This window comes from Streptomyces sp. H27-H1 (genome assembly GCF_026627445.1).
Lineage (GTDB): Bacteria > Actinomycetota > Actinomycetes > Streptomycetales > Streptomycetaceae > Streptomyces.
This window is the reverse complement of the sequence record NZ_JAPNLJ010000013.1, coordinates 107,122-128,810: the sequence shown is the minus strand read 5'-3', so window position 1 is coordinate 128,810 and position 21,689 is coordinate 107,122. Positions and strand designations below refer to the sequence as shown.

The following is a 21,689-nucleotide window of genomic DNA, read 5'->3' as shown; positions in this document are numbered from 1 at the left end:
GCCGGTCCGCCTGCCTAGGGTGACCGGATGAACGACAACGGCAGCGGCAGCGGCAGCGGCAGCGGCAACGCGATACGGGTCGTACCGGACCAGGCCGAGTGGCGGGCCGGGTTCGAGGAGCGGGTACTGGCGGGGTACCGGGCCGCGGGCTGCCCGGAGCCGCTGGCCCGGGCCCTGCTGGAGCGGGCGCTGAAGGGGATCGACGACTGGACGGTGGCCACGGACGGCGCCGGGTGGATCGCGGTCGGGGTGTCCGAGGACAACGGGGCGGCCGTGGGAAGGATCCACGACCTGACGGCGCCGGGAGCGGTCGCGCGCGAGTGGGCCGAGCGGTGGTGCGCCGAACAGGGCGCGCAGCGGGTGGAGGTCCGGCTGACCGGCGCGGACAACGCGGCGGCGGCGAGGTTCGCCGGCTATCTCGTACGGGGGCAGAACCGGATGCGCACCGTGGCCGAGCGGCCCGAGCTGCCGCCGGGTCTGGCCGTCCGCCGGCTGACCGAGGAGGAGTACCCGGGCTGGTACGCCGGCGAGGAGGCCGCGTACGTCGCGGACATCGTCCGGGCCGGGGCCCTGACCCCGGAGCAGGCCAGGACCAAGTCGGACGAGGACTTCGCCCGCCACCTACCGCAGGGCTATCTGACCCCCGGGCACGCCTTCTACGCGCTGGAGGCCGAGGGGCAGGTGATCGGCACGGGCTGGGTGAACCACGGCTTCCTGCCGGGCGTGACCTTCGGTTTCTCGCTGGAGGTGTACGAGGAGCACCGCGGCAAGGGCTACGGCCGGGCCGCGATGGCCGTCGGCGAGTGGGCCGCCCGGCAGGGCGGTGACGGGGCGCTGATGTTCAACGTCTTCGGCGGCAACGAGGTGGCGATGGGCCTGTACGAGGCCACGGGCTTCGCCGTACTGGACGAGTTCCGCTCGTTCAAGCTCTAGGGCGGGAGCGCCCCCCGGCCGGGGGGCTGGTACTCCAGCTGTGGTCCGTGATGATCCGTGGGGAAGAGTGGGGGCCATGGCCACGTACGAGACGATGTCGTTCCACCTCGAGACCGAGCGGCTGGTACTGCGGCCGTGGGCCGTGTCGGACGCCGCCGAGTTCTGCGCCCTCCTCTCCGAACGCGGCAAGGGAACGCCCCCGGTCGAGCGCATCCGGACGGCCATCGCGGAGCTGCTCACCGCGACGCAAGACACGGGGATCGCCCTGCTGCCCATCCAGCGCCGCGACGAAGGCGACTTCATCGGCTATTGCGGGTTGATCATCGGCCGCACCACCCTGGAGGAGCCCGAAATCGCCTACGAGTTGTTCCAGCACGCGCACGGGCGCGGCTACGCCACCGAAGCGGCCGGCGCGGTGCTCGATGCCGCTGTCGCGACCGGGCGGAAGCGCCTCTGGTCGACCGTCGGGACATGGAACACCCCCTCGCTCCGGGTCCTGGAGAAGCTCGGGTTCGAGCGGGACCGCGTCTCCACGGAGGACAGCGGTGAAGTGGCCTGGCTCACGCGCCCGTTGCCCTGACAGCTAGGGCAGGATCCCCCGCTGGAGCGCTAGAAGAGCAGCAGCAGCGAAGTGAGCAGGGCCATCGAGGCGGCGAGTTCGACGGCGCCGACCACCGGGACCTTGATCCCGCGGCCGGGGAGGGCGGCGGCCCGGGCCAGGTAGGCCGCGAAGGGGAGGGCCAGCCCGGGGGAGAGGCAGGACGCCAGGGCCACGGCCGCCGCGTGATGGGCCACTGAACCGAGGTAGTACGTACGGGAGTTCCGTTCCCTGATCATCGTCTTCACGTACGGGACCGTGCCCGCGAAGTACAGCAGGCAGGCGGCGGTGGGCGCCCACGGCAGTCCTCCCCCGCCCAGCCGCGCGGCGACCAGCAGCATTCCGCACGCCGGGACCACCGCGGCCAGTCCGTTGGCCAGTGCCCGTTCGCGGTTGCGCCACGCGTACCAGGCGTTCACGGCCACGAAGGGCGCCGCCGCCGCGCCCGCGAGCAGCAGCCAGGGGTGGGACGCCGCGAGCGGGATCCCCGCGAGGGCGGTCGCGGCGCCGAGGACGAGTGCAGGGCGGACGTGCCGCCGCGCCGCCTGCGGACGCCGGGCGGCGACCCGGCGCAGGCGCAGCCACTGCTGGGCGTGGAAGACCGTCGCGTAGCCGAGCAGCCAGGCCGCCAGGAGCAGGGCGTGCTGCCGTCCGGGCCGCGGGGAGAGGAAGGTGCCCGCGAGGAACGGCACCGTGAGCATCGCCCACGCCCCGTGCTGGTCCGGGATCCAGGAGGCCTTCTTCGGCGGCACGTTCCCCGGCCTTTCGATAATTGGTATTCGGGCTCGTAAATTTCCGGCCGCACAACGAAGTTGGCCTTGTCCAGCGTGGCATCCACTCGACCCGTGAAAGACCGGAATTAGGTCACGCCCGTACGGGACCTTTGTCATCGGATTCGCCTCCGCGCCGGGCGTAGCGTCGTTCGTGGGTCATCTTGCCCGGGCCCACGCACCGCCTCTTACCGCCCGCCTGGAGGGTCGCCTTGTACGAGCGTCACGGACGTCGAGAACACCAGGACGCCGCCGAATCGCTGATCAAGGCGGGCAGCTTCTTCACGAAGGCCGAGGTCTCCGACGACCTGCGGACCGTCCACAGGACGGGCGGTCGCGCCGCGGAGGCGTTCTACCGGGACCGGTGGAGCCACGACAAGGTCGTGTACTCCACCCACGGCGTGAACTGCACGGGCTCCTGCCGGTGGAAGGTCTACGTCAAGGACGGGATCATCACCTGGGAGACCCAGTCCACCGACTACCCCTCGGTCGGCCCCGACAGCCCCGAGTACGAGCCCCGCGGCTGCCCGCGCGGCGCCTCGTTCTCCTGGTACTCCTACTCCCCCACCCGGGTGCGCTATCCGTACGTGCGCGGCGCCCTGCTGGAGATGTACCGCGAGGCCAAGGCGCGGCTGGGCGACCCGGTCGAGGCCTGGGCCGACATCCAGGGCGACCCGGTGCGCCGGCGCGGCTACCAGCAGGCGCGCGGCAAGGGCGGGCTGGTGCGCGCGACGTGGGAAGAGGCGACGGAGATCGTCGCCGCCGCGCACGTGCACACGATCAGGGAGCACGGCCCCGACCGGGTCGCGGGCTTCTCGCCGATCCCGGCGATGTCGATGGCCTCGCACGCGGCCGGCGCCCGTTTCCACTCGCTCATCGGCGCGCCGATGCTGTCCTTCTACGACTGGTACGCCGATCTCCCGGTCGCCTCTCCGCAGGTCTTCGGGGACCAGACGGACGTGCCGGAGTCGGGCGACTGGTGGGACGCCGCGTACCTGATGATGTGGGGCTCGAACGTCCCCGTCACCCGTACCCCGGACGCGCACTGGATGGCCGAGGCCCGCTACCGCGGCCAGAAGGTCGTCACCGTTTCCCCCGATTACGCGGACAACACGAAATTCGCCGACGAATGGATGCACCCGCACCCCGGTACGGACGGTGCGCTGGCCCTCGCGATGGGCCATGTCATCCTCAAGGAATTCTTCGTCGACAAGCAGACGCCGTTCTTCACGGATTACGTCCGCCAGTACACGGACCTGCCTTTCCTGGTTTCCCTGAAGGAGACCGAACAGGGCCTGGTTCCGGGCAAGTTCGTCACCGCCGCGGATCTCGGTCAGGACACCGGGAACGCGCAGTGGAAGACGGTGCTGATCGACGACACGACCGGCGAGCCCGTCGTCCCGAACGGCACCCTCGGCCACCGCTGGGGCAAGAACGAGAAGCCCGAGTGGAATCTCGAACTGGGCGACACCGTCCCGCGGCTGACCCTCCACGGCGCCTGCGACGAGAGCGTGGAGATCACCCTCCCCCGCTTCGAGGACGACGAACAGGGTGTGGACCAGGACGGGAGGCCGCGCGGCACGATCCGCCGCGGTGTGCCCGTACGGCGCCTCGCGACCGCCTCGGGGGACCGGCTCGTCACGACCGTCTTCGACCTGATGCTCGCCCAGTACGGTGTGGCCCGCGACGGCCTGCCGGGCGTGTGGCCCACCGGCTACGAGGACGCGAGCGCCCCGGGCACCCCCGGCTGGCAGGAGTCGCTGACCTCGGTCCCCGCGGCCCAGGCGGCGCGCGTGGCACGGGAGTTCGCGCAGACCGCCGAGCAGTCCCGGGGCCGCTGCATGATCCTGATGGGCGCGGGCACCAACCACTGGTTCCACTCGGAGACCATCTACCGCTCGTTCCTGGCCCTGCTCACCCTCACCGGCTGCCAGGGCCACAACGGCGGCGGCTGGGGCCACTACGTCGGCCAGGAGAAGTGCCGCCCGGTCACCGGCTGGGCGACGCTGGCCGCCGCCTCCGACTGGTCGCGCCCGCCGCGCCAGATGATCGGCGCGGCCTGGTTCTACCTGCACACCGACCAGTGGCGCTACGACACCCTTCCGGCCGAGGCCCTCGCCTCCCCGCTCGCCACCGGTGCCTTCGAGGGGATGACGGGCTCGGACTGCCTGGCAGCGAGCACCCGGATGGGCTGGATGCCCTCGTACCCGACTTTCGACCGCAACCCGCTGGAGCTGGCGGAGGCCGAGGACCCGGTCGCGGAGACGGTCCGGCAGCTGAGGAGCGGCGAGCTCGGCTTCGCCGGCGAGGACCCGGACGCCCCGCACAACTGGCCGCGCGTGCTCAACGTATGGCGGGCCAACCTGCTGGGATCCAGCTCCAAGGGCAACGAGTACTTCCTCAAGCACCTCCTGGGCACCCACTCCAACCTCCCCGACGACGGTCCGCGCTGCACGCCGAAGGACGTGACGTACCGGGAGGAGGACGTGGAGGGCAAGCTCGACCTGCTCATGTCCATGGACTTCCGGATGACGTCCACGACGCTGCTCTCCGACGTGGTCCTCCCGGCGGCCACCTGGTACGAGAAGCACGACCTGTCCTCCACGGACATGCACCCCTTCCTGCACGCCTTCACCCCGGCCGTGGATCCGCCGTGGCAGGCCCGCTCCGACTACGACGCCTTCAAGACCCTGGCCGAGCGGTTCGGCGAGCTCGCGAAGACCCACCTGGGCGTGCGCAAGGACCTGGTCGCCACCGCCCTGCAGCACGACACCCCGGGCGGCGAGATGGCCCAGCCCGGCGGGGTCGCCCTGGACTGGTCGAAGGGCGAGTGCGAGCCCGTACCGGGCCGGACGATGTACAACCTGACGGTCGTGGAGCGGGACTACGGGGCGGTCGGCGAGAAGTTCAAGGCGCTCGGCCCGCTCGTCGACAAGCTGGGCGTGACCACGAAGGCGGTCACCTTCGACGTGGCCGAGGAGGTCGACTACCTCGGCCGCAAGAACGGCACGGTCCGCGGCGGAGTCGCCGACGGCCGGCCGCGCCTGGACACCGCCCAGCAGGCCTGCGAGGCGATCCTCTCCCTGTCCGGCACCTCCAACGGCCGCCTGGCCACGCAGGGGTTCGAGACGCTGGAGAAGAAGGTGGGCACCCCGATGGCCCACCTGGCCGCCGAGGCCGAGGGCAAGCGGATCACCTTCGCCGACACCCAGGCCCGCCCGGTCCCGGTGATCACCTCGCCCGAGTGGTCGGGTTCGGAGTCCGGCGGGCGCCGGTACACGGCCTTCACGATCAACACCGAGCACCTCAAGCCCTGGCACACCCTCACCGGCCGCCAGCACTTCTTCATCGACCACGACTGGCTGCACGAGGTCGGGGAGTCCCTGCCCGTCTACAAGCCGCCGCTGAACATGCACGTCCTGTACGGGGAACCCGAGCTCGGCACGGTGGACGAGAAGGCGAAGTCGGTGGCCGTGCGGTACCTGACCCCGCACAACAAGTGGGCGATCCACAGCCAGTACCAGGACAACCTGTACATGATGACGCTGGGCCGCGGCGGCCAGACGGTGTGGATGTCCCCGCAGGACGCCGCCGCCATCGGGGTCCGGGACAACGACTGGATCGAGGCGGTCAACCGCAACGGCGTGATCACCGCCCGCGCGATCGTCTCCCACAAGATGCCGCCCGGCACGGTCTACATGAACCACGCGCAGGAGCGCACGGTCGGCGTCCCGAAGACGGAGAAGACCGGCCGCCGCGGCGGCATCCACAACTCGCTGACCCGGGTGATGCTCAAGCCCACCCACCTCATCGGCGGCTACGCCCAGCTGACCTGGGCCTTCAACTACCTGGGCCCGACCGGCAACCAGCGCGACGAGGTGACGGTCATCCGCCGCCGTGACCAGAAGGTGGAGTTCTAAACAATGCCCCGGAGCGCAGCTCCCATCGGACGTGTCATGGCACAGGTCGCGATGGTCATGAACCTCGACAAGTGCATCGGCTGCCACACCTGCTCGGTCACCTGCAAGCAGGCGTGGACCAACCGGCAGGGCACCGAGTACGTCTGGTTCAACAACGTCGAAACCCTCCCCGGCCAGGGCTACCCGCGCCGCTGGGAGGACCAGGAGAAGTGGAAGGGCGGCTGGGAGCTCACCCATCCCCTACGTTCCGCGGGGAGGCCCCGAGTCGGCAAGCTCCGCCTCAAGGCGGGCGGCCGCCTCGCCAAGCTGGGCAAGATCTTCGCGAACCCGGACCTCCCGGAGATCGACGACTACTACCAGCCCTGGACCTACGAGTACAAGAACCTCACCGAGGCCCCGGCGGGCGACGACATGCCCACCGCCCGGCCCGTCTCGCAGATCACCGGCGAGCCGATCGACAAGATCGAGTGGGGTCCGAACTGGGACGACAACCTCGGCGGCGCCCCCACGCACGCGCCGAAGGACCCGATCATCGAGAAGATCCGCGACGAGGTCGGCGAGAAGATCCGCTTCGAGTTCGAGCAGAGCTTCATGTTCTACCTCCCGCGCATCTGCGAGCACTGCCTCAACCCCGCGTGCGTCTCCTCCTGTCCGTCCGGCGCGATGTACAAGCGCGAGGAGGACGGCATCGTCCTGGTCGACCAGGACCAGTGCCGCGGCTGGCGGATGTGCGTGACCGGCTGTCCGTACAAGAAGGTGTACTTCAACCACCAGACCGGCAAGGCCGAGAAGTGCACGTTCTGCTTCCCGCGCATCGAGGTCGGCATGCCGACGGTGTGCTCGGAGACGTGCGTGGGCCGGATGCGCTACCTCGGCGTGATGCTCTACGACGCCGACAAGGTCGCCGAGGCCGCCGCGGTCGAGGACGAGCACGATCTGTACCCCTCGCAGCTCGAATGCTTCCTGGACCCGGCGGACCCGGTCGTGATCGCCGCGGCCCGCGCGGCCGGCATCACCGACGAGTGGCTCGACGCGGCCCGCGACTCCCCGGTCTACGACCTGATCGCCACCTACCAGGTCGCTCTCCCGCTCCACCCGGAGTACCGGACGATGCCGATGGTCTGGTACGTCCCGCCGCTCTCCCCCGTCGTCGAGGCGGTCGCCGCCACCGGCAGCGACGGCGAGGACGCCGGGAACCTGTTCGGCGCCATCGACGCCATGCGCATCCCCGTCGAGTACCTCGCCGCGGTGCTCACCGCCGGGGACACCGTGCCGGTGGAGGCGGTGCTGCGCCGGATGGCCGCGATGCGCGCCTACATGCGCCGCGTCAACCTGGGCGAGGAGAAGGACGAGTCGATAGCCCGGGCCGTCGGACTGTCCGGCCAGGAGATGGAGGACATGTTCCGCCTCCTCGCCATCGCCAAGATCGAGGACCGCTTCGTGGTCCCGAGTGCCGCCCGCGCCGAGGCCGACGCTCTCTTCGACTCCCACCCGCTGAACGACGTCGAGCAGGGGTGCCCGGTCGGCGCGCTGCCCGAACCCCGCGTGATGCTCAATCTCGGCGATACCAGGAGGCGGACGTGACCCGGTACCCGATGAGTGGCGATGCACTGCTGCGCCTGGTCGCGGGCTGCGTACTGCAGTACCCCGGCGACCACTTCCACGATGAACTCCCGCGGCTCCGTGCGGCCCTCGCCGGGGCGCCCGCCGAACCGGCCCGACTCCTCGGCTCGTTCCTCGACGAAACCGAGCGCCAGACCCCGATCGAGCTGTGCGCCCAGTACACCTCGACCTTCGACACCCGCAACCGGCGCTGCCTCTACCTCACCTGGTGGGTGGACGGGGACACCCGCCGGCGCGGGCTGTCCCTGGTCCGGCTGAAGCGGATCTACCGGGACTTCGGGCTGGAGTTCGCGGGCGAGGAACTGCCCGACTTCCTGCCGGTGGCCCTGGAGTTCGCCGCCCGCCAGGAGGAGGCCGGCACCGAGCTGCTCCAGGAGCACCGGGCCGGGCTGGAGCTGCTGCGCCTGGCGCTCACCGAGTCCGCCTCCCCGTACGCCCGGGTCATGGAGGCCGTCTGCGCGACGCTGCCCGGCCCCTCCCCCGAGACCAAGGCGGAGGCGAAGGCCCTCGCGAAGAACGGGCCGCCACAGGAGCTGGTCGGCGCGGGCTCGGCGCTCGAACCCTTCGGGCCGGGCATCGACATGCCGGCCGACTTCCCCCTCGGGGCTCCGACCGGCCTCCCCTGGCCCACGAGCGCGAGGGCCACGAACGCTGCTGCCTCCGTCGCCTCCGTCGCCTCCGTCGCCTCCGTCGCCTCCGAAAGGATGCCCGCCTGATGGACCTCCTCCTGTGGGGCGTACTCCCGTACGTCTCCATCGCGCTGCTGATCGCGGGCACGGTCTGGCGGGCCCGGTTCGACAAGTTCGGCTGGACCACGCACTCCTCGCAGCTGCACGAGTCGCGGCTGCTGCGCATCGGATCGCCGCTCTTCCACTTCGGCATGCTCTTCGTGATCCTGGGCCACGTCGTCGGCCTGCTCATCCCCAAGAGCTGGACCGACGCGGTGGGACTGAGCGACCACGCGTACCACCTGATCGCCCTGGCCACCGGCACGGTCGCGGGCGTCGCGGCAGCCGTCGGCATCGGGATCCTGGTCCACCGGCGCTTCAAGGTGCCTGCCGTACGCAAGGCCACGCTGCGCAGCGACCACGCGATGTACACGTGCCTGCTCGGCGCGATGATGCTCGGGCTGACGGCCACGATGCTGAACTCGGCCGGGATGATGGACGGTTACAACTATCGCGATGGCATCTCGCTGTGGTTCCGCAGCCTGTTCACGCTCACCCCCGACTACCACCTGATGGCGGCGGCCCCGCTCGCCTTCAAGATCCACATCATCTTCGGCTTCGTGCTGTTCGCGCTGATCCCGTACTCCCGCCTGGTGCACATGTTCTCGGTGCCGCTGAAGTACTTGTTCCGGCCGTACGTGGTCTACCGCAAGCGGGACCCCGAGCAGCTCGCCAACCGCCCGAGCAAGCGCGGCTGGGAGCGCGTGTCATGACCCGGCGCCCCGACCGCACGGTCGTCCGCCGGCCCCGGCACGCGGTCTCCGAACGGCCCTTCATCGTCATCTGGGAAGCCACCCGGGCCTGCCCGCTGGCCTGTCTGCACTGCCGGGCCGAGGCGCAGACCCTGCGCCACCCCGAGGAGCTCGACGGGACGGACGCCCGGCGGGTGATGGACCAGATCGCCGCCTTCGGCAAGCCCGCCCCGCTCTTCGTGATCACCGGCGGGGACCCCTTCCAGCGCGCCGACCTCACCGACCTGGTCGCGTACGGGACCTCGCTCGGCCTGCGCGTCGCGGTGTCCCCCTCGGGTACGCCGACGCTGACCCGGGAGAACCTCGTAGCGGTGCGGGAAGCGGGGGCCATCGCGCTCTCGCTCTCGCTCGACGGTTCGACGGCCGAGCGGCACGACGCCTTCCGGGGGGTGCCCGGGGTCTACGACTGGACGCTGGAGGGCTGGCGGGCCGCCCGGGAGCTCGGGCTCAAGGTGCAGATCAACACCACGGTCACCCGCGACAGCCTGGAGGACCTGGCCGATATCGCGGCGCTGGTCAAGCGCGAGGGTGCCATGCTGTGGTCGGGTTTCGTGCTGGTCCCGACCGGCCGCGGGGAACAGCTGGACTCGCTGACGGCCGCCGAGGTCGAGGACGTCCTGCACTTCCTCTACGACTGCGGTGCGGTGATGGCCACCAAGACGACGGAGGGCCACCACTTCCGGCGGGTCGCCATGCAGCGCACCGTCCTGGAGGCACGCGGCGAGCGGCCCGTCCTGGGCCCGCTCCACGAGCGCCTGTCCGCCCGCGCCCACGAGCTGGGGGTCTTCGACGGGGAGCGGCGGGCCGTCCGCCGGCCGCCCATGGACGTCTCCTCGGGCCGCGGCTTCGTCTTCATCTCACACACGGGCGAGGTCCACCCCAGCGGCTTCCTGCCCGTCTCGGCGGGCAACGTGAAGAACCACCCGCTCACCGACATCTACCGCGGATCGGCGCTCTTCACCACGCTCCGCGACCCCTCGCTGCTGCGCGGGAAGTGCGGGGCGTGCGAGTTCAAGACGGTGTGCGGGGGGTCTCGCTCACGGGCGTACGGATTCACGCGCGACGTGCTGGAAGCGGATCCGTACTGCGCGTACGAGCCCGGCAGCTTCCCCCATCAGGAGGATCTCAAGGCTTTGGCCGAAAGCATGAGGCGCTGACTCACCCCGCTCCCATATGTTTCATGTGGGGGCATATCGGCCACAGGAGAACACAATGCGTTCAGTGATCGTCATCGGTGGCGGTATCAGCGGTCTGGCCGCCGCATGGCAGTTGCGCGGCCAGGCCGACGTGACCGTCCTGGAGAGCCACGCCAAGGTCGGCGGGAAGCTCCGGACCGGCACCATCGCCGGCATCACCGTCGACGAGGGCGCGGAGTCCCTCATGGCCCTGCGTCCGGAAGCCGTGGAACTGGCCGCCGCCGTCGGACTCGGCGAAGCCCTCTGCGATCCGGCGCAGGCCCCCACCACCATCTGGACCAACGGCGCCCTGCGCCCGCTGCCCCCCGGCCATGTGATGGGCATCCCCACCGACCCCTCCGCGCTGGCCGGCACCGGCCTGCTCTCCCCCGAGGGCCTCGAACGCGTCGCCGCCGAGGAGACCCTCCCGGCCACCCCGCTCACCGAGGACTGCTCGGTCACCGCGTACCTGGCGGCCCGCTTCGGCCAGGAGGCCGTCGACCGCCTCGTCGAACCCGTGCTGGGCGGCGTCTACGCCGGCCTCGCCGACCGGCTCTCGCTGCGCGCGGCCATGCCCCGGATCGCGGCCCTCGCGGAACAGGGCACCCCGCTCCTCCCCGCCCTGCGCCGGATGCGCGCGGCGGGCGCCCCGCGCTCGGCGGCCGTGGCCGTCCAGGGCGTCGTCGGCGGCACCGGGCGCTTCCCGGCGGCCGTCGCGGACGCCTGCGGAGCGCGCATCCTCACCGGTACGACGGCTCGCTCGCTGCAGCAGATCGCCGACGGCCGCTGGCGCGTCCAGGCGATGACCGGCGACGGCGCGCTGACGATGGAGGCCGACGCGGTGATCCTCGCGCTCCCCGCCTTCGCGGCGGCGGAGCTGCTGCGCCCGCATTCCCCGCTCGCCGAGACCGAGCTCTCCTCGATCGCGCACGCGTCGACGGCCGTCATCACGATGGCCTTCTCCCGCGCCCAGGCCCACTTCCTCCCCCAGGGCAACGGCTTCCTGGTCCCGCCGGTCGACGGCCACACCCTCAAGGCCGCGTCCTTCCTCTCCAACAAGTGGTCCTGGCTGCACGACTCGGCCCCCGAGACCTTCGTGCTCCGCGCCTCCGTCGGCCGTATCGGCCAGGACGAGCTGCTCGGCCGCCCCGACCGCCACCTGGTCCGCTCGGCCATCACCGAACTCCACCGCGCGGTGGGCCCCATGGGCGAACCCCTGGCCACCCGCGTCACCCGCTGGGACCGGGGCCTGCCCCAGTACGGCGTCGGCCACCGCGAGCGGGTCGCCCGCATCCGCGAGGCCGCCGGCAAGCTCCCGGGCATCGCCCTGTGCGGAGCGGCGTACGAGGGCGTGGGCGTGGCCGCCTGCGTCGCGACGGGACGCGCGGCGGCCAAGCAGATCCTCGCCCAGCCGTAGGGTCCGGCCGTCGAGGTCCGGCGCTCGGGGCTCGGGGCTCGGCGCTCGGGCGCGGCCGTAACGCGCAGCCTTCGTATCGGGCGCGTATCAGCGAACGCTCGACTGTTCATCTGATCGGTGCGCGGGGCCGCCGCGAGGGGAATCACGGCCGCCGCGGCCCTATCGTTCGTCTCAGGGACCCGTCCGCCGAACAGGAGTCGTCCCCCCGTGTCCTGCGCCGCCCCGCCTCCCGCCGCCGCGCGCCCCGTCCGCGTGCTGCTGGTGGAGGACGACGAGCTGATGCGCCGCTCCTTCAGCGTGGCCCTGGAGCGCTACGGGTACCGGGTGCGGGCCGCAGCCGATGGACTCACCGGCCTCGAAACCTTCCGCGAGGAGGCTTCGACCTGCTGATCCTGGACGTGATGCTGCCCGGCCCGGACGGCATCGGCCTGTGCCGCAAGGTCCGCGAGACCAGCCTGGTCCCGGTCCTGATGATGTCGGCCCGCGGCGACGGGCTGGACATCGTCGCCGGTCCGGAGGCCGGAGCGGACGACTACGTGGTCAAGCCCGTGGACACCAACGTGCTCGTGGCCCGCATCCGCTCGCTGCTGCGCCGCGCCACCTACGCCCCGCCCCCCGGCGCCGGACCGGCCGCGGGCAACGGGCCGGCCCCCTCCGGGGGCGACCTGCTGGTCTTCGGCGAACTCACCATCGACACCGGCGGTGGTCCTCCTCCCCGGCACCGTGGTCGTCGCGCTGGCCGTCGGCACCGCCCTGCCCGTGATCGCCGCCTGGTTGCCGATCCGCCGGGCCATGGCCATCCCGCCCGTCGCCGCCCTCAGCGCCGCCGAGCCCGCCGCGCCCGCACGCCCCGGCTCCCCGCGCACCGCCGTCGGCGCCGCCCTCGTACTCACGGGCACCGCCGCCGTGCTGTACGGGGCGTTCGGCGCGGGGAAGGAGGACGCCCGGGCCGTCATCGGGGTCGGCGCCGCCCTCACCCTGGCCGGGGCGATCGGCCTCATCCCGCTCCTGTCGCGGCCGTTCGTGGCCCTGCTCCGGCCGCTGCTGATCCGCGTGAACCCGGTGCACGGCGACCTCGCCGCCCGCAACACCGTGCGCGATCCCCGCCGTACGGGCGCCACGGCCGCCGCGCTCGCCATCGCCCTCACGCTCGCCTCGGGCCTGTCCGTGCTCGGGGTCTCCGCCACCCAGTACCTCGACGGCGCGACCACCCGTGACCTCACCGGCGACTACCTGGTGAAGACCGCTCCGGGCGTCCGGGGGCTGGCCCCCGCCACCGCCGGGCTCCTGGGGAAGCTGCCGGGTGCTTCCTACAGCCCGCTCAACCAGTCCACCCAGTACCGGATCGGTGGCGTCTCCTCCGTCCTGACCGGGGTCGACCCCGCCGCCATCGGCCGCCTCCTGCGCTGCGAGGTCACCGAGGGCTCCCTCGACAGCCTCGCCCAGGACAAGATCGCCGTGGCCGATTTCAAGGCCCGGGCGAACGGCTGGAAGGTCGGCCGGAGCCTGCCGCTGAAGCGGCTGGGCAAGGAGGGCGAGGTCACCATCGGCGCGATCTACCGGGCGGCGGACCAGCAGAGCAACCTGCTGCCCAGCGTGACCGCACCCGACTCCCTGGTCGCCCGCTACGACTCCGCCCCGAACACCGACGCGATCGTCGTGGCCACCGCGGGCGGACCCGGCCGGGCCGCCTTCGCCGGCATCACCAAGGCCCTCGGCGACAACCCCGCCCTGTCCGTCCTGGACAAGGAAGCCATCCGGGCCGAGGACACCAGCGGCATCGACAACCAGCTGAACGTCTTCTACGCCCTGCTCGGCATGGCCCTGGTGATCGCCGCCCCGGGCATCGCCAACACCCTCGCGATGTCCGTCCTCGAACGCCGCAAGGAGATCGGCACCCTGCGCGCCATCGGCCTGGACCGCGCCGGAGTGGCCCGGATGATCCGCATGGAGGCCCTGCTCGTCGGCGCCCTCGGCGCGGCCGTCGGCACGGTCATGGGCATCTTCACGGGCTGGGCGCTCGGCCGCACCCTCCAGGAGAGCGTCGTGGGTCACGCCCTGGTCGTTCCCTGGGGACGACTCGCCCTCGGGGTGCTGCTCGCCCTGGCCGGGGCCCTGCTCGCCTCCCTCTGGCCGGCCCGCAGGGCCGCCCGCGTGGACATTCCCGCCGCCACCGCGGCCCAGTGACCGGGCTCTTCCGCGCCGCGTGACCCGGATGGGTCAGCGCGGGGGCGGAAGGGGCGGGGCGCGCACAGGATGAGGACATGCCGACACACGCCCTGCGGATCACCGCTGCCGCCGCCGCTGCCGCCGCGCTGCTCGCCAGCAGTGCCTGTTCCGATGGCGGAGGCGAGGAGAAGAGGGGCAAGGACGGCGCCGCTCAGGGCGTCAAGAAGCCGAAGTGGGGGGACTGCGAGGCACCCACCGCCGCCGAGGGCGGCGGGCAGGTCCCCGGCAAGGACTGGCAGTGCGCCGTCCTCGACGTACCCCTCGACTACGCGGAGCCGGAAGGGGAGACGATCCCGCTGGCGCTCATCCGGGCCAAGGCCCGGGACAAGGACAAGCGCATCGGTTCGCTGGTCTTCAACTTCGGCGGCCCCGGCGGCTCCGGCATCACCACCCTGCCCGGCGCGGCGAAGGAGTACGCGGCCCTGCGCCAGCGGTACGACCTGGTCAGCTTCGACCCGCGCGGGGTCGGCCGCAGCGCGCCCGTCCGCTGCGAGGACGACAAGCAGCTGGACGCTTACTACGCCTCCGACTCCAGCCCCTCCACTCCTGAGGAGGAGAAGGCCTTCCTCGCCACCGGCAAGAAGTACCGGGACGCCTGCGAGGCGAAGTCCGGCAAGGTGCTGCCCCACGTCGGCACGGAGAACGCCGCCCGCGACCTGGACCGGATCCGCCAGGCCCTCGGCGACGAGAAGCTGAACTACTTCGGCATCTCCTACGGCACCGAACTCGGCGGGGTCTACGCCCACCTCTTCCCCAAGAACGTCGGCCGGGCCGTCTTCGACGCCGTCGTCGACCCGACCAAGAACTCCGAGGAAGGGGCCCTCGGCCAGGCCAAGGGCTTCCAGCTGGCGCTCGGCAACTTCGCCCAGGACTGCGTGAACCGCGGCGACTCCTGCCGCCTGCAGGGCAGCACCGCCAAGGAGATCGAGGCGAACATCATCAAGCTCCAGAAGGAGCTGGCGGCCAAGCCCGTCCCCGGCTCCGGCGACCGGCTGCTCACGGAGGACGCCGCGACCAACGGCATCGCCTTCGCCCTGTACTCCAAGGAGGCCTGGCCCCTGCTGGAGCAGGGCCTGGACGAGGCCGAGGGCGGCCAGGGCCAACTGCTGCTCGCCATGTCGGACGCCCTCAACGGCCGGGACCCCAAGGGCACTTACAGCAACATCGGGTCGGCCAACACCGCCATCAACTGTGCCGACTCCAAGGACCGGTACACGCTGGCCCAGACGAAGGCGAAGCTGCCCGAGTTCCGCGCCGCCTCACCCGTCTTCGGGGACTTCCTCGGCTGGGCCATGATGGGCTGCACCGACTGGCCCGTCGCCGGCGCCTGGAACACCCCGGACGTCTCGGCGCCCGGCTCGGCGCCCATCCTGGTGATCGGCAACACCGGTGACCCGGCGACCCCGTACGAGGGCGCCCGCAAGATGGTGGAGCGGCTCGGCCCCGGCGTCGGCGTGGAGCTCACCTTCAAGGGCGAGGGGCACGGCGCGTACAACAGCGGTGACCCGTGCGTGCAGAAGGCCGTCGACGCCTACCTGCTCGACGGGAAGGTGCCCGGCGCCGGCACCGTCTGCACTGCCTCGGCGGCGCCCCCGCCCTCCTCGCCGGCGCCCGCCTGACACCGGATCCGGGTGACTGCTAGTAGATCGGCTTCTCGGGCTCGATCTGGTGGACCCAGCCGATGACGCCGCCGCCGACGTGGACCGCGTCCGCGAAGCCCGCGGACTTCAGGACCGCGAGGACTTCCGCACTGCGGACACCCGTCTTGCAGTGCAAGACGATGCGCTTGTCCTGCGGCAGGTCCGCCAAGGCGGTGCCCATCAGGAACTCGCCCTTGGGGATCAGCTTCGCGCCGGGGATCGAGACGATCTCGTACTCGTTGATCTCGCGGACGTCGATGATCTCGATCGGCTCGTCGTTGTCGATCCACTCCTTGAGCTGCTTGGGAGTGATCGTCGAGCCGAGCGCGGCCTCCTGGGCCTCCTCCGACACGACGCCGCAGAAGGCCTCGTAGTCGATGAGCTCGGTGACGGTCGCGTTCGGACCGCAGACCGCGCAGTCGGGGTCCTTGCGGACCTTGACCTGGCGGTACTGCATCTCCAGGGCGTCGTAGATCATCAGACGGCCGACCAGCGACTCGCCGACACCCGTGAGGACCTTGATGGCCTCGGTGACCTGGATGGACCCGATGGACGCGCAGAGCACGCCCAGCACGCCGCCCTCGGCGCAGCTCGGGACCATGCCCGGCGGGGGCGGCTCCGGGTAGAGGCAGCGGTAGCACGGGCCGTGCTCGGACCAGAAGACGGAGGCCTGGCCGTCGAAGCGGTAGATCGAACCCCAGACGTACGGCTTGTTCAGCAGCACGCAGGCGTCGTTCACGAGGTAGCGCGTGGCGAAGTTGTCCGTGCCGTCGACGATGAGGTCGTACTGGCTGAAGATCTCCATCACGTTGTCGGCTTCGAGCCGCTCTTCGTGAAGGACCACGTTCACGTACGGGTTGATGCCCAGCACGCTGTCGCGGGCCGACGCGGCCTTGGAACGGCCGATGTCCGCCTGGCTGTGGATGATCTGGCGCTGCAGGTTCGACTCGTCGACCTCGTCGAACTCCACGATGCCCAGCGTGCCGACGCCGGCCGCGGCGAGGTACATGAGGGCGGGCGAGCCGAGGCCACCCGCGCCCACGGCCAGCACCTTGGCGTTCTTCAGGCGCTTCTGGCCGTCCATCCCGACATCCGGGATGATCAGGTGGCGGGAGTACCGACGGACCTCGTCAACAGTGAGCTCAGCAGCTGGCTCTACCAGGGGTGGCAGCGACACAGGGACTCCGTAGATGATTAAGTCTTAACGGTGGTTCTTCCCGTAACACTGCCACGCCCTCCTTCATTCCGAGACACCCGGTCCGATCCGCGAGACGATTTCGTCCCAGTACCCGGGCATCGACGCCCACGGGTCCCGGTCCACGGCCCCGCGCCGGTCGGTGAACCAGATGGTCCCCGCGCCCTGCCAGCGGGCGATCCGGAGCGCTTCCTCCAGGTGTGTCCGCGGTACTCCGTGCACGAGGTGGCAGAACTGCTCCGGCGGATGGTCCGCCGTCCACTCCGCCACCTGCGACCAGCGGTAGTCGGCCCAGGTTCCGGAGAAGGTGACCAGTTGGTCGGCGGTCTCCGTATATCCCTCGCAGGGGTGGGTGCCGTGTCCGAGGACGATCCGCATGCCCTCCCCGAGTCCCCGCAGGGTGTCCGTGACCCGGCGCACCGAGGCCAGGTCCGCCTCCCCGGCGGGGGCGTCGGCCAGGTAGAAGCCGCCGACGCCGTACCAGTCGCGGAAGCGGTGGGCGTCGGAGACGAGCTCCCCGAAGGACCGCTCCCCGTCCCGCATCGCGAGATGCCCGAGGACCTCGCCCCCCGCGCCGCGGAGCTTCCCGGCCGTTTCCGTGCAGTGCGGGTCGGGCCGCCCGCCCGGACCGTCCGCGACGTTGAGGACGGCCCAGTGCAGGGGCGTGCCGGGCCGGGTCAGCTCGGCCCACTCCACCGGGGCCAGCAGCGGGTGCGCGTAGCCCGGGACCCCTAACCCGAGCCGGTCGGCCTCGGTGGCCGCCGGGCCGGCGGTGGCCGGCGTGGTCAGATGCGGCACGCCGCCTCCATCCAGATGTCCGCGAGGGATTCCTCCAGGTTGATGCGGGGCCGCCAGCCGAGCCGGTCGCGGGCGGTACGCACGTCCGCCTGCTGCCAGGCTCCGCACCCGTCCGGGTAGGGGGGTTGGGCTGTTGCCGCGGCGAGCTGTTCGGCCGTGGCCTCGGAGCGCGGGGAGCCGATGGCGGCGAGCCCGGTGGGCCGGCCCGGGTGCCCGTGCGCCTGCGGGTGCTGCATGTGCTGCGGTACGTCGACCTCGTGCAGCGAGCCTCCGTACCCGGCGACCCGCGCCAGCACGGCGGCCGCGTCGCGCAGCCGGACCGCCCGGCCGGTGCCGATGTTGACGACGCCCTGCGCGGCCGACAGCGAGGCGGCGTGCACCGCCCGCGCCACGTCCCGCACGTCGACGAAGTCGCGCTGGACTCCGAGCCCGCTGAGCTTGAGCTCGCCGTCCCCGGACTGCATCGCGCGCCGCATGGCCTCCGCGAGCCGGCCGAGCGGGGATCCGGCCGGGGTGCCGGGGCCGACGGGTGAGAACACCCGCAGGACGACGGCGTCCAGCCCGGAGCCCAGTACGAGCTCGGTGGCGGCCAGTTTGCTGACTCCGTACGGCCCACCAGGCCTGGGCACGGCGTCCTCGGCCGTGGACGATCCGGGCTGGCTGGGCCCGTACTCTGCAGCGCAGCCGAGCTGGACGAGCCGGGCGCCGCAGCCGCTGCGGCGCAGCGATTCGCAGATGGTGGCGACGGCGACCGTGTTGTGCCGGGTGAGCTCGCGGGCACCGCCCCGGGTGGCTCCGGCGCAGTTGATGACGACGCCCGGGTGCACGGCGTCGAGGAACCGGGTGAGCGCGCCGGGGCTGCCGGTGGCGAGGTCGAAGCGGACGTCGGCGTCGTCGCCGCGGCCGAGCACGGTGAGCTGGACGGCGGGGTCGGCGAGCAGCCGGTCCGCGACGTAGCGCCCGAGGTATCCGTTGGCTCCGATCAGCAACACCCTCATCGCGCGGCCCCTTGGTTGGTTGGCTGGCCGGTCATGTCCTGTGTCTCCTTGCTGGGTGGGTGGATCGGGGTGGGGGGTACGGCGCTTCGGTGTGTGCTTCCGAAGAACTCAGTGGGTTCCGGGCCGCTGCGCGTGCGCGGAGGCCCGTGACAGCGCGAGAACGGCGGGTACGAGGACTCCCACCACGGCGGCGAACGGCGCCGCGGGGAACGGGAGCAGGGCGAGTACGAGGGCCGGGGCCGCGGCGAGGGCCCCGCGAGGGGCTCCGTGGACGAGCAGCAGCCGGGTCAGGAGGAGCAGCACCGCGAGCGGCACGGCCACCGCCGGCGGGGCCCCGGCCAGTGCGGCCGCCCCCGCGGCGGCCACGGCGTACAGCGCGAGCGTCCCGAGGAGCAGCGGTCTCACCCCGTCGGCGAAGTCCTCCAGGACCCGGCTCCCGGCGAGCCGGCGCCGGGCGCGGGCCGCGAAGACGGCGCCGGCCAGGTGTGCGGGGGCGGCGGACACCGCCAGGGCGATCCCGAGCGGGGTCCCGTGCCGGTGGACGGCCCAGCCGAGGGCGGCGGCGGCCAGCAGGTACACGGGGGCGGGGAAGCGGCCCCCGGCGGCCTGGCCCGGCCGGCCGAGCGCGGCGACGGTGGCGAGCACCGTGAAGGCCCCGGCCCAGGGCACCCCGGCGGCGGCCGCCCCCAGCGCGAGGGCCCCGGGCAGCAGCGCGTAGCCGAAGCCCCGTACCGCTTTGGCGTGGACCGGGATTCCGGCCGGCGGGGCGGGCGGGGTTCCGTCGCGGGGGGTGCGGGCGTAGAGCTCCTCGGCGAGGGAGAAGACGTCCCGGTGGCGGAAGCGGGCGGCGGTGCGGTCGGTGATGCCGTGCGCCTCCAGCCCGGCGGCGATCTCCAGTGGGTCCACGGCGTGCTCGCAGAGCTCCCGGTGGCGGTGGAGCAGCGCCTTGACGGGATCCCCGCCGGAGCGGTGCGAGGGTCTGCGCGGTGAGGGGTCGACGGGGGCGGCTTCGTCCAGGGGAACGGTCACAGGGAGGCCTCCGAGCTCGTGACGGGCACCGCGACGCGCCCGGCGCCGGCGTCGGGCGCCACCGGGTGCTCGGTGTCGCCGGCCTCGACGGCTCCGGCCGGGGCCGGGGGGTCCTCGGCGCCCGGGGCTGTCGGGCCGTCCGCCGCGGAGGCGGTGCGGGGCTCCGCCGAGGGCTCCGGGGTGGCCCAGGTGGGGGTGGCCCAGTGGCCCGGGACCCGGGCCTCGGGCGGCTGCTCGAAGGGCACTCCGGTACCGGTCGCGTCGGGGCGGGCCGGGCCGTGGGCGAGCAGCCGCAGGTAGGACTCCTGGAAGGCGTTGACGTTCTGCTCGACGGTGAAGAGTTCGAGGGCACGTGCCCGGGCGGCCGATCCCAGGCGCTGGGCCCGCTCGGGGTCCCGCAGCAGCGAGACGCAGGCTTCCGCGAGTGCGCGCGGATTGCGCGGCGGCACCACGAGCCCGGTCCCGCCGATCACCTCGACGACGGCGCCGACGTCGGTGGACACGGTGGCGCGGCCGCAGAACATCGCCTCGGCCAGGGTGATGGGGAAGCCCTCGATGACGGAGGAGAGCACCGCCACCCGCCCGGAGCCGTAGGCCTCGGCCGTGTTCGGGGCGTCGGGTCCGCCGATCTCCTCGAAGGTGACCGGGTTCTCGCCGACCGCGTGCGCGTCGGCGGCCTCGTCGGGGAAGAGCTGTGCGGCGAGCGAACGGCAGTCGGCCAGGTAGCCGTGCCCGACCTCGTGGTTCCCCGCTCCGGCGGGACCGCCGGAGGCCGAACCACCGGAGCCCGAACCGCCGGAGGCCGGACCGACCGCCGTCGCGAAGATCCGCAGCCGTGCGCGCGGTTCGGCCCTGCGGACCTCGGCGAAGGCGTGCAGCAGGGCGATCAGGTCCTTGGCGGGCTCGATCCGGCCGACCCAGACGAGCGTGTGCGGGTCTCCGCACGCCGCGTCCTCGCCCACCCCGGCGAATCGGTCCGCCTCCATCCCGGGGTAGACCGTGCGCAGCCGCTCGCGGGAGGCCCCGCAGCGTTCCTGCCAGCGCCGGGCGTGTGCGTTGCCGGGGGTGAGGAGGTCGGCCTGGGAGTAGATCTCGCCGGCCAGCCGGGTGTGGAACGCCGCGAGCAGGGCCCGTACGGCCGGCCGCTCGTCCCGCGCGGAGTGCTCCAGGTAGTGGGCCCGCAGCTGGACCCCGTACTCGGTGACCAGGAGCGGACTTCCGAAGAAGCGTTTGGCCAGGAGTCCGGGGATCGCCGCCACCCCGCCCGCGGTCGCGTGGCAGACGTCGACCTCGCGCAGGTCCTCGTACCAGTCCAGGGACAACGGGCGCAGCATCCGCTCCAGTTCGTCCACGAACTCCAGGAGGTCCGCGACCTGTGCCCGCTGTACGGCCCTGCTCGCCTCCGGGGCGCGACAGGCGGACTCCACCGCCCGTACGGCGGTCTCGGAGCGCAGTGCCGCGTACAGCCCGCCCTGTTCCCAGGCGAGCGCGGCGAGCCCGTACAGCCCGTCCGCGAACCGGTCGGGGTCGGCTCCGCAGATCCCGCGGACCAGTTCCGTGAAGGCGGCGGCGAACCGGCGCCGCTCGCGCCGCCGGTAGCTGCGCCCGTCGTCGGCCGGCGCCCACAGCGGGGCGGTGTGCACCCGGGTGACGTGGGAGGGCAGCGGCACCCGGCCGCGCTCCTCCTGCTCGGCGGTGCGGCTCAGTGCGTAGAGCTCGAACTCGTGCTGGGGAAGCCCGCGTACGAGCCGGTCGCACCACAGCCTCGCTTCGCCCGTGGCATACGGATAACCACCTTCCGTGAGCAGTCCGATCCGCACGAGTGGCACCCCCGATCTCCCGTTTCAGGCGGTCTCCGTCGGTCCGGCGACCCGCCGGATACGA

The 21,689-nt window shown here is 72.3% G+C and carries 16 protein-coding genes and 1 pseudogene; 11 read left to right on the top strand and 6 right to left on the bottom strand.

What is annotated here, in order from left to right; all coding sequences use genetic code 11:
* Positions 1-27: 27 nt before the first annotated feature.
* Together OTB20_RS16720 and OTB20_RS16715 are read left to right on the top strand one after the other, a co-directional pair.
* Entirely contained in the window at positions 28-933 is a 906-nt protein-coding gene (locus OTB20_RS16720; RefSeq protein ID WP_267818314.1) for a GNAT family N-acetyltransferase, read from the top strand.
* A gap of 76 nt (positions 934-1,009) precedes the next feature.
* Complete coding sequence (locus OTB20_RS16715) at positions 1,010-1,513, top strand: GNAT family N-acetyltransferase (RefSeq protein WP_267818312.1); 504 nt, start codon at positions 1,010-1,012, stop codon at positions 1,511-1,513.
* Between the two features lie 29 nt (positions 1,514-1,542).
* On the opposite strand, the gene OTB20_RS16710 is transcribed toward OTB20_RS16715, so the two are convergent.
* Complete coding sequence (locus tag OTB20_RS16710) at positions 1,543-2,283, bottom strand: YwiC-like family protein (RefSeq protein WP_267818310.1); 741 nt, start codon at positions 2,281-2,283, stop codon at positions 1,543-1,545.
* A gap of 230 nt (positions 2,284-2,513) precedes the next feature.
* Here OTB20_RS16710 and OTB20_RS16705 point away from each other — a divergent pair, with 230 nt between their 5' ends.
* The 9 genes and pseudogenes from OTB20_RS16705 to OTB20_RS16665 all read left to right on the top strand — a co-directional run bounded on the left by OTB20_RS16705 (position 2,514) and on the right by OTB20_RS16665 (position 15,764).
* Positions 2,514-6,221, top strand: a complete 3,708-nt coding sequence (locus OTB20_RS16705; RefSeq protein ID WP_267818308.1) for a nitrate reductase subunit alpha — start codon at positions 2,514-2,516, stop codon at positions 6,219-6,221.
* Between the two features lie 3 nt (positions 6,222-6,224).
* Positions 6,225-7,805 carry a nitrate reductase subunit beta gene (gene narH, locus OTB20_RS16700; protein ID WP_420716414.1) on the top strand — a complete coding sequence of 527 codons (1,581 nt, stop codon included), beginning with the start codon at positions 6,225-6,227 and terminating at the stop codon, positions 7,803-7,805.
* The gene (gene narJ / locus OTB20_RS16695) at positions 7,802-8,560 is read left to right on the top strand and encodes a nitrate reductase molybdenum cofactor assembly chaperone (protein WP_267818304.1); all 759 of its coding nucleotides are present in this window, start codon (positions 7,802-7,804) and stop codon (positions 8,558-8,560) included. The genes narH and narJ overlap by 4 nt, the downstream gene beginning before the upstream one ends.
* A complete protein-coding gene (gene narI / locus OTB20_RS16690; protein WP_267818302.1) occupies positions 8,560-9,285 on the top strand; it encodes a respiratory nitrate reductase subunit gamma in 726 nt (241 codons plus the stop codon). The genes narJ and narI overlap by 1 nt, the downstream gene beginning before the upstream one ends.
* The gene (locus tag OTB20_RS16685) at positions 9,282-10,481 is read left to right on the top strand and encodes a TIGR04053 family radical SAM/SPASM domain-containing protein (RefSeq protein WP_267818300.1); all 1,200 of its coding nucleotides are present in this window, start codon (positions 9,282-9,284) and stop codon (positions 10,479-10,481) included. The genes narI and OTB20_RS16685 overlap by 4 nt, the downstream gene beginning before the upstream one ends.
* Before the next feature lie 55 nt (positions 10,482-10,536).
* Positions 10,537-11,916 (top strand): protoporphyrinogen oxidase, encoded by a 1,380-nt coding sequence (gene hemG, locus OTB20_RS16680; RefSeq protein WP_267818298.1) that lies wholly within the window; start codon positions 10,537-10,539, stop codon positions 11,914-11,916.
* Between the two features lie 279 nt (positions 11,917-12,195).
* Positions 12,196-12,620: pseudogene (locus OTB20_RS16675) on the top strand (response regulator transcription factor); the annotation flags it as partial.
* Between the two features lie 88 nt (positions 12,621-12,708).
* Positions 12,709-14,103 (top strand): ABC transporter permease, encoded by a 1,395-nt coding sequence (locus OTB20_RS16670; RefSeq protein WP_324290383.1) that lies wholly within the window; start codon positions 12,709-12,711, stop codon positions 14,101-14,103.
* A 77-nt stretch (positions 14,104-14,180) separates the two neighbouring features.
* Positions 14,181-15,764: an alpha/beta hydrolase gene (locus tag OTB20_RS16665; protein ID WP_267818294.1), complete on the top strand. Its 1,584-nt coding sequence runs from the start codon at positions 14,181-14,183 to the stop codon at positions 15,762-15,764.
* A gap of 19 nt (positions 15,765-15,783) precedes the next feature.
* On the opposite strand, the gene moeZ is transcribed toward OTB20_RS16665, so the two are convergent.
* From moeZ to OTB20_RS16640, 5 genes are all read right to left on the bottom strand, one after another.
* Positions 15,784-16,962, bottom strand: a complete 1,179-nt coding sequence (gene moeZ / locus OTB20_RS16660) for an adenylyltransferase/sulfurtransferase MoeZ (RefSeq protein ID WP_267755687.1) — start codon at positions 16,960-16,962, stop codon at positions 15,784-15,786.
* 63 nt (positions 16,963-17,025) lie between these two features.
* Complete coding sequence (locus tag OTB20_RS16655; RefSeq protein ID WP_267818292.1) at positions 17,026-17,778, bottom strand: spherulation-specific family 4 protein; 753 nt, start codon at positions 17,776-17,778, stop codon at positions 17,026-17,028.
* Positions 17,766-18,776, bottom strand: coding sequence for an NAD-dependent epimerase/dehydratase (locus OTB20_RS16650; protein WP_267818290.1), 1,011 nt, complete (start codon positions 18,774-18,776; stop codon positions 17,766-17,768). The genes OTB20_RS16655 and OTB20_RS16650 overlap by 13 nt, the downstream gene beginning before the upstream one ends.
* Before the next feature lie 108 nt (positions 18,777-18,884).
* A complete protein-coding gene (locus OTB20_RS16645) occupies positions 18,885-19,805 on the bottom strand; it encodes a hypothetical protein (protein ID WP_267818289.1) in 921 nt (306 codons plus the stop codon).
* Positions 19,802-21,625: a DUF3492 domain-containing protein gene (locus OTB20_RS16640; protein ID WP_267818408.1), complete on the bottom strand. Its 1,824-nt coding sequence runs from the start codon at positions 21,623-21,625 to the stop codon at positions 19,802-19,804. Before OTB20_RS16640 ends, OTB20_RS16645 begins: the two co-directional genes overlap by 4 nt.
* Between the last annotated feature and the right edge of the window lie 64 nt (positions 21,626-21,689).

Excerpts from the sequence above, each read along its gene's own strand:
- OTB20_RS16685 (WP_267818300.1), top strand. The coding sequence starts at position 9,282 with ATGACCCGGCGCCCCGACCGCACGGTCGTCCGCCGGCCCCGGCACGCG.
- narH (WP_420716414.1), top strand. The coding sequence starts at position 6,225 with ATGCCCCGGAGCGCAGCTCCCATCGGACGTGTCATGGCACAGGTCGCG.
- hemG (WP_267818298.1), top strand. The coding sequence starts at position 10,537 with ATGCGTTCAGTGATCGTCATCGGTGGCGGTATCAGCGGTCTGGCCGCC.
- OTB20_RS16715 (WP_267818312.1), top strand. The coding sequence starts at position 1,010 with ATGGCCACGTACGAGACGATGTCGTTCCACCTCGAGACCGAGCGGCTG.
- OTB20_RS16665 (WP_267818294.1), top strand. The coding sequence starts at position 14,181 with ATGCCGACACACGCCCTGCGGATCACCGCTGCCGCCGCCGCTGCCGCC.
- narI (WP_267818302.1), top strand. The coding sequence starts at position 8,560 with ATGGACCTCCTCCTGTGGGGCGTACTCCCGTACGTCTCCATCGCGCTG.
- OTB20_RS16670 (WP_324290383.1), top strand. The coding sequence starts at position 12,709 with ATGGCCATCCCGCCCGTCGCCGCCCTCAGCGCCGCCGAGCCCGCCGCG.
- OTB20_RS16650 (WP_267818290.1), bottom strand. The coding sequence starts at position 18,776 with ATGAGGGTGTTGCTGATCGGAGCCAACGGATACCTCGGGCGCTACGTC.
- OTB20_RS16720 (WP_267818314.1), top strand. The coding sequence starts at position 28 with ATGAACGACAACGGCAGCGGCAGCGGCAGCGGCAGCGGCAACGCGATA.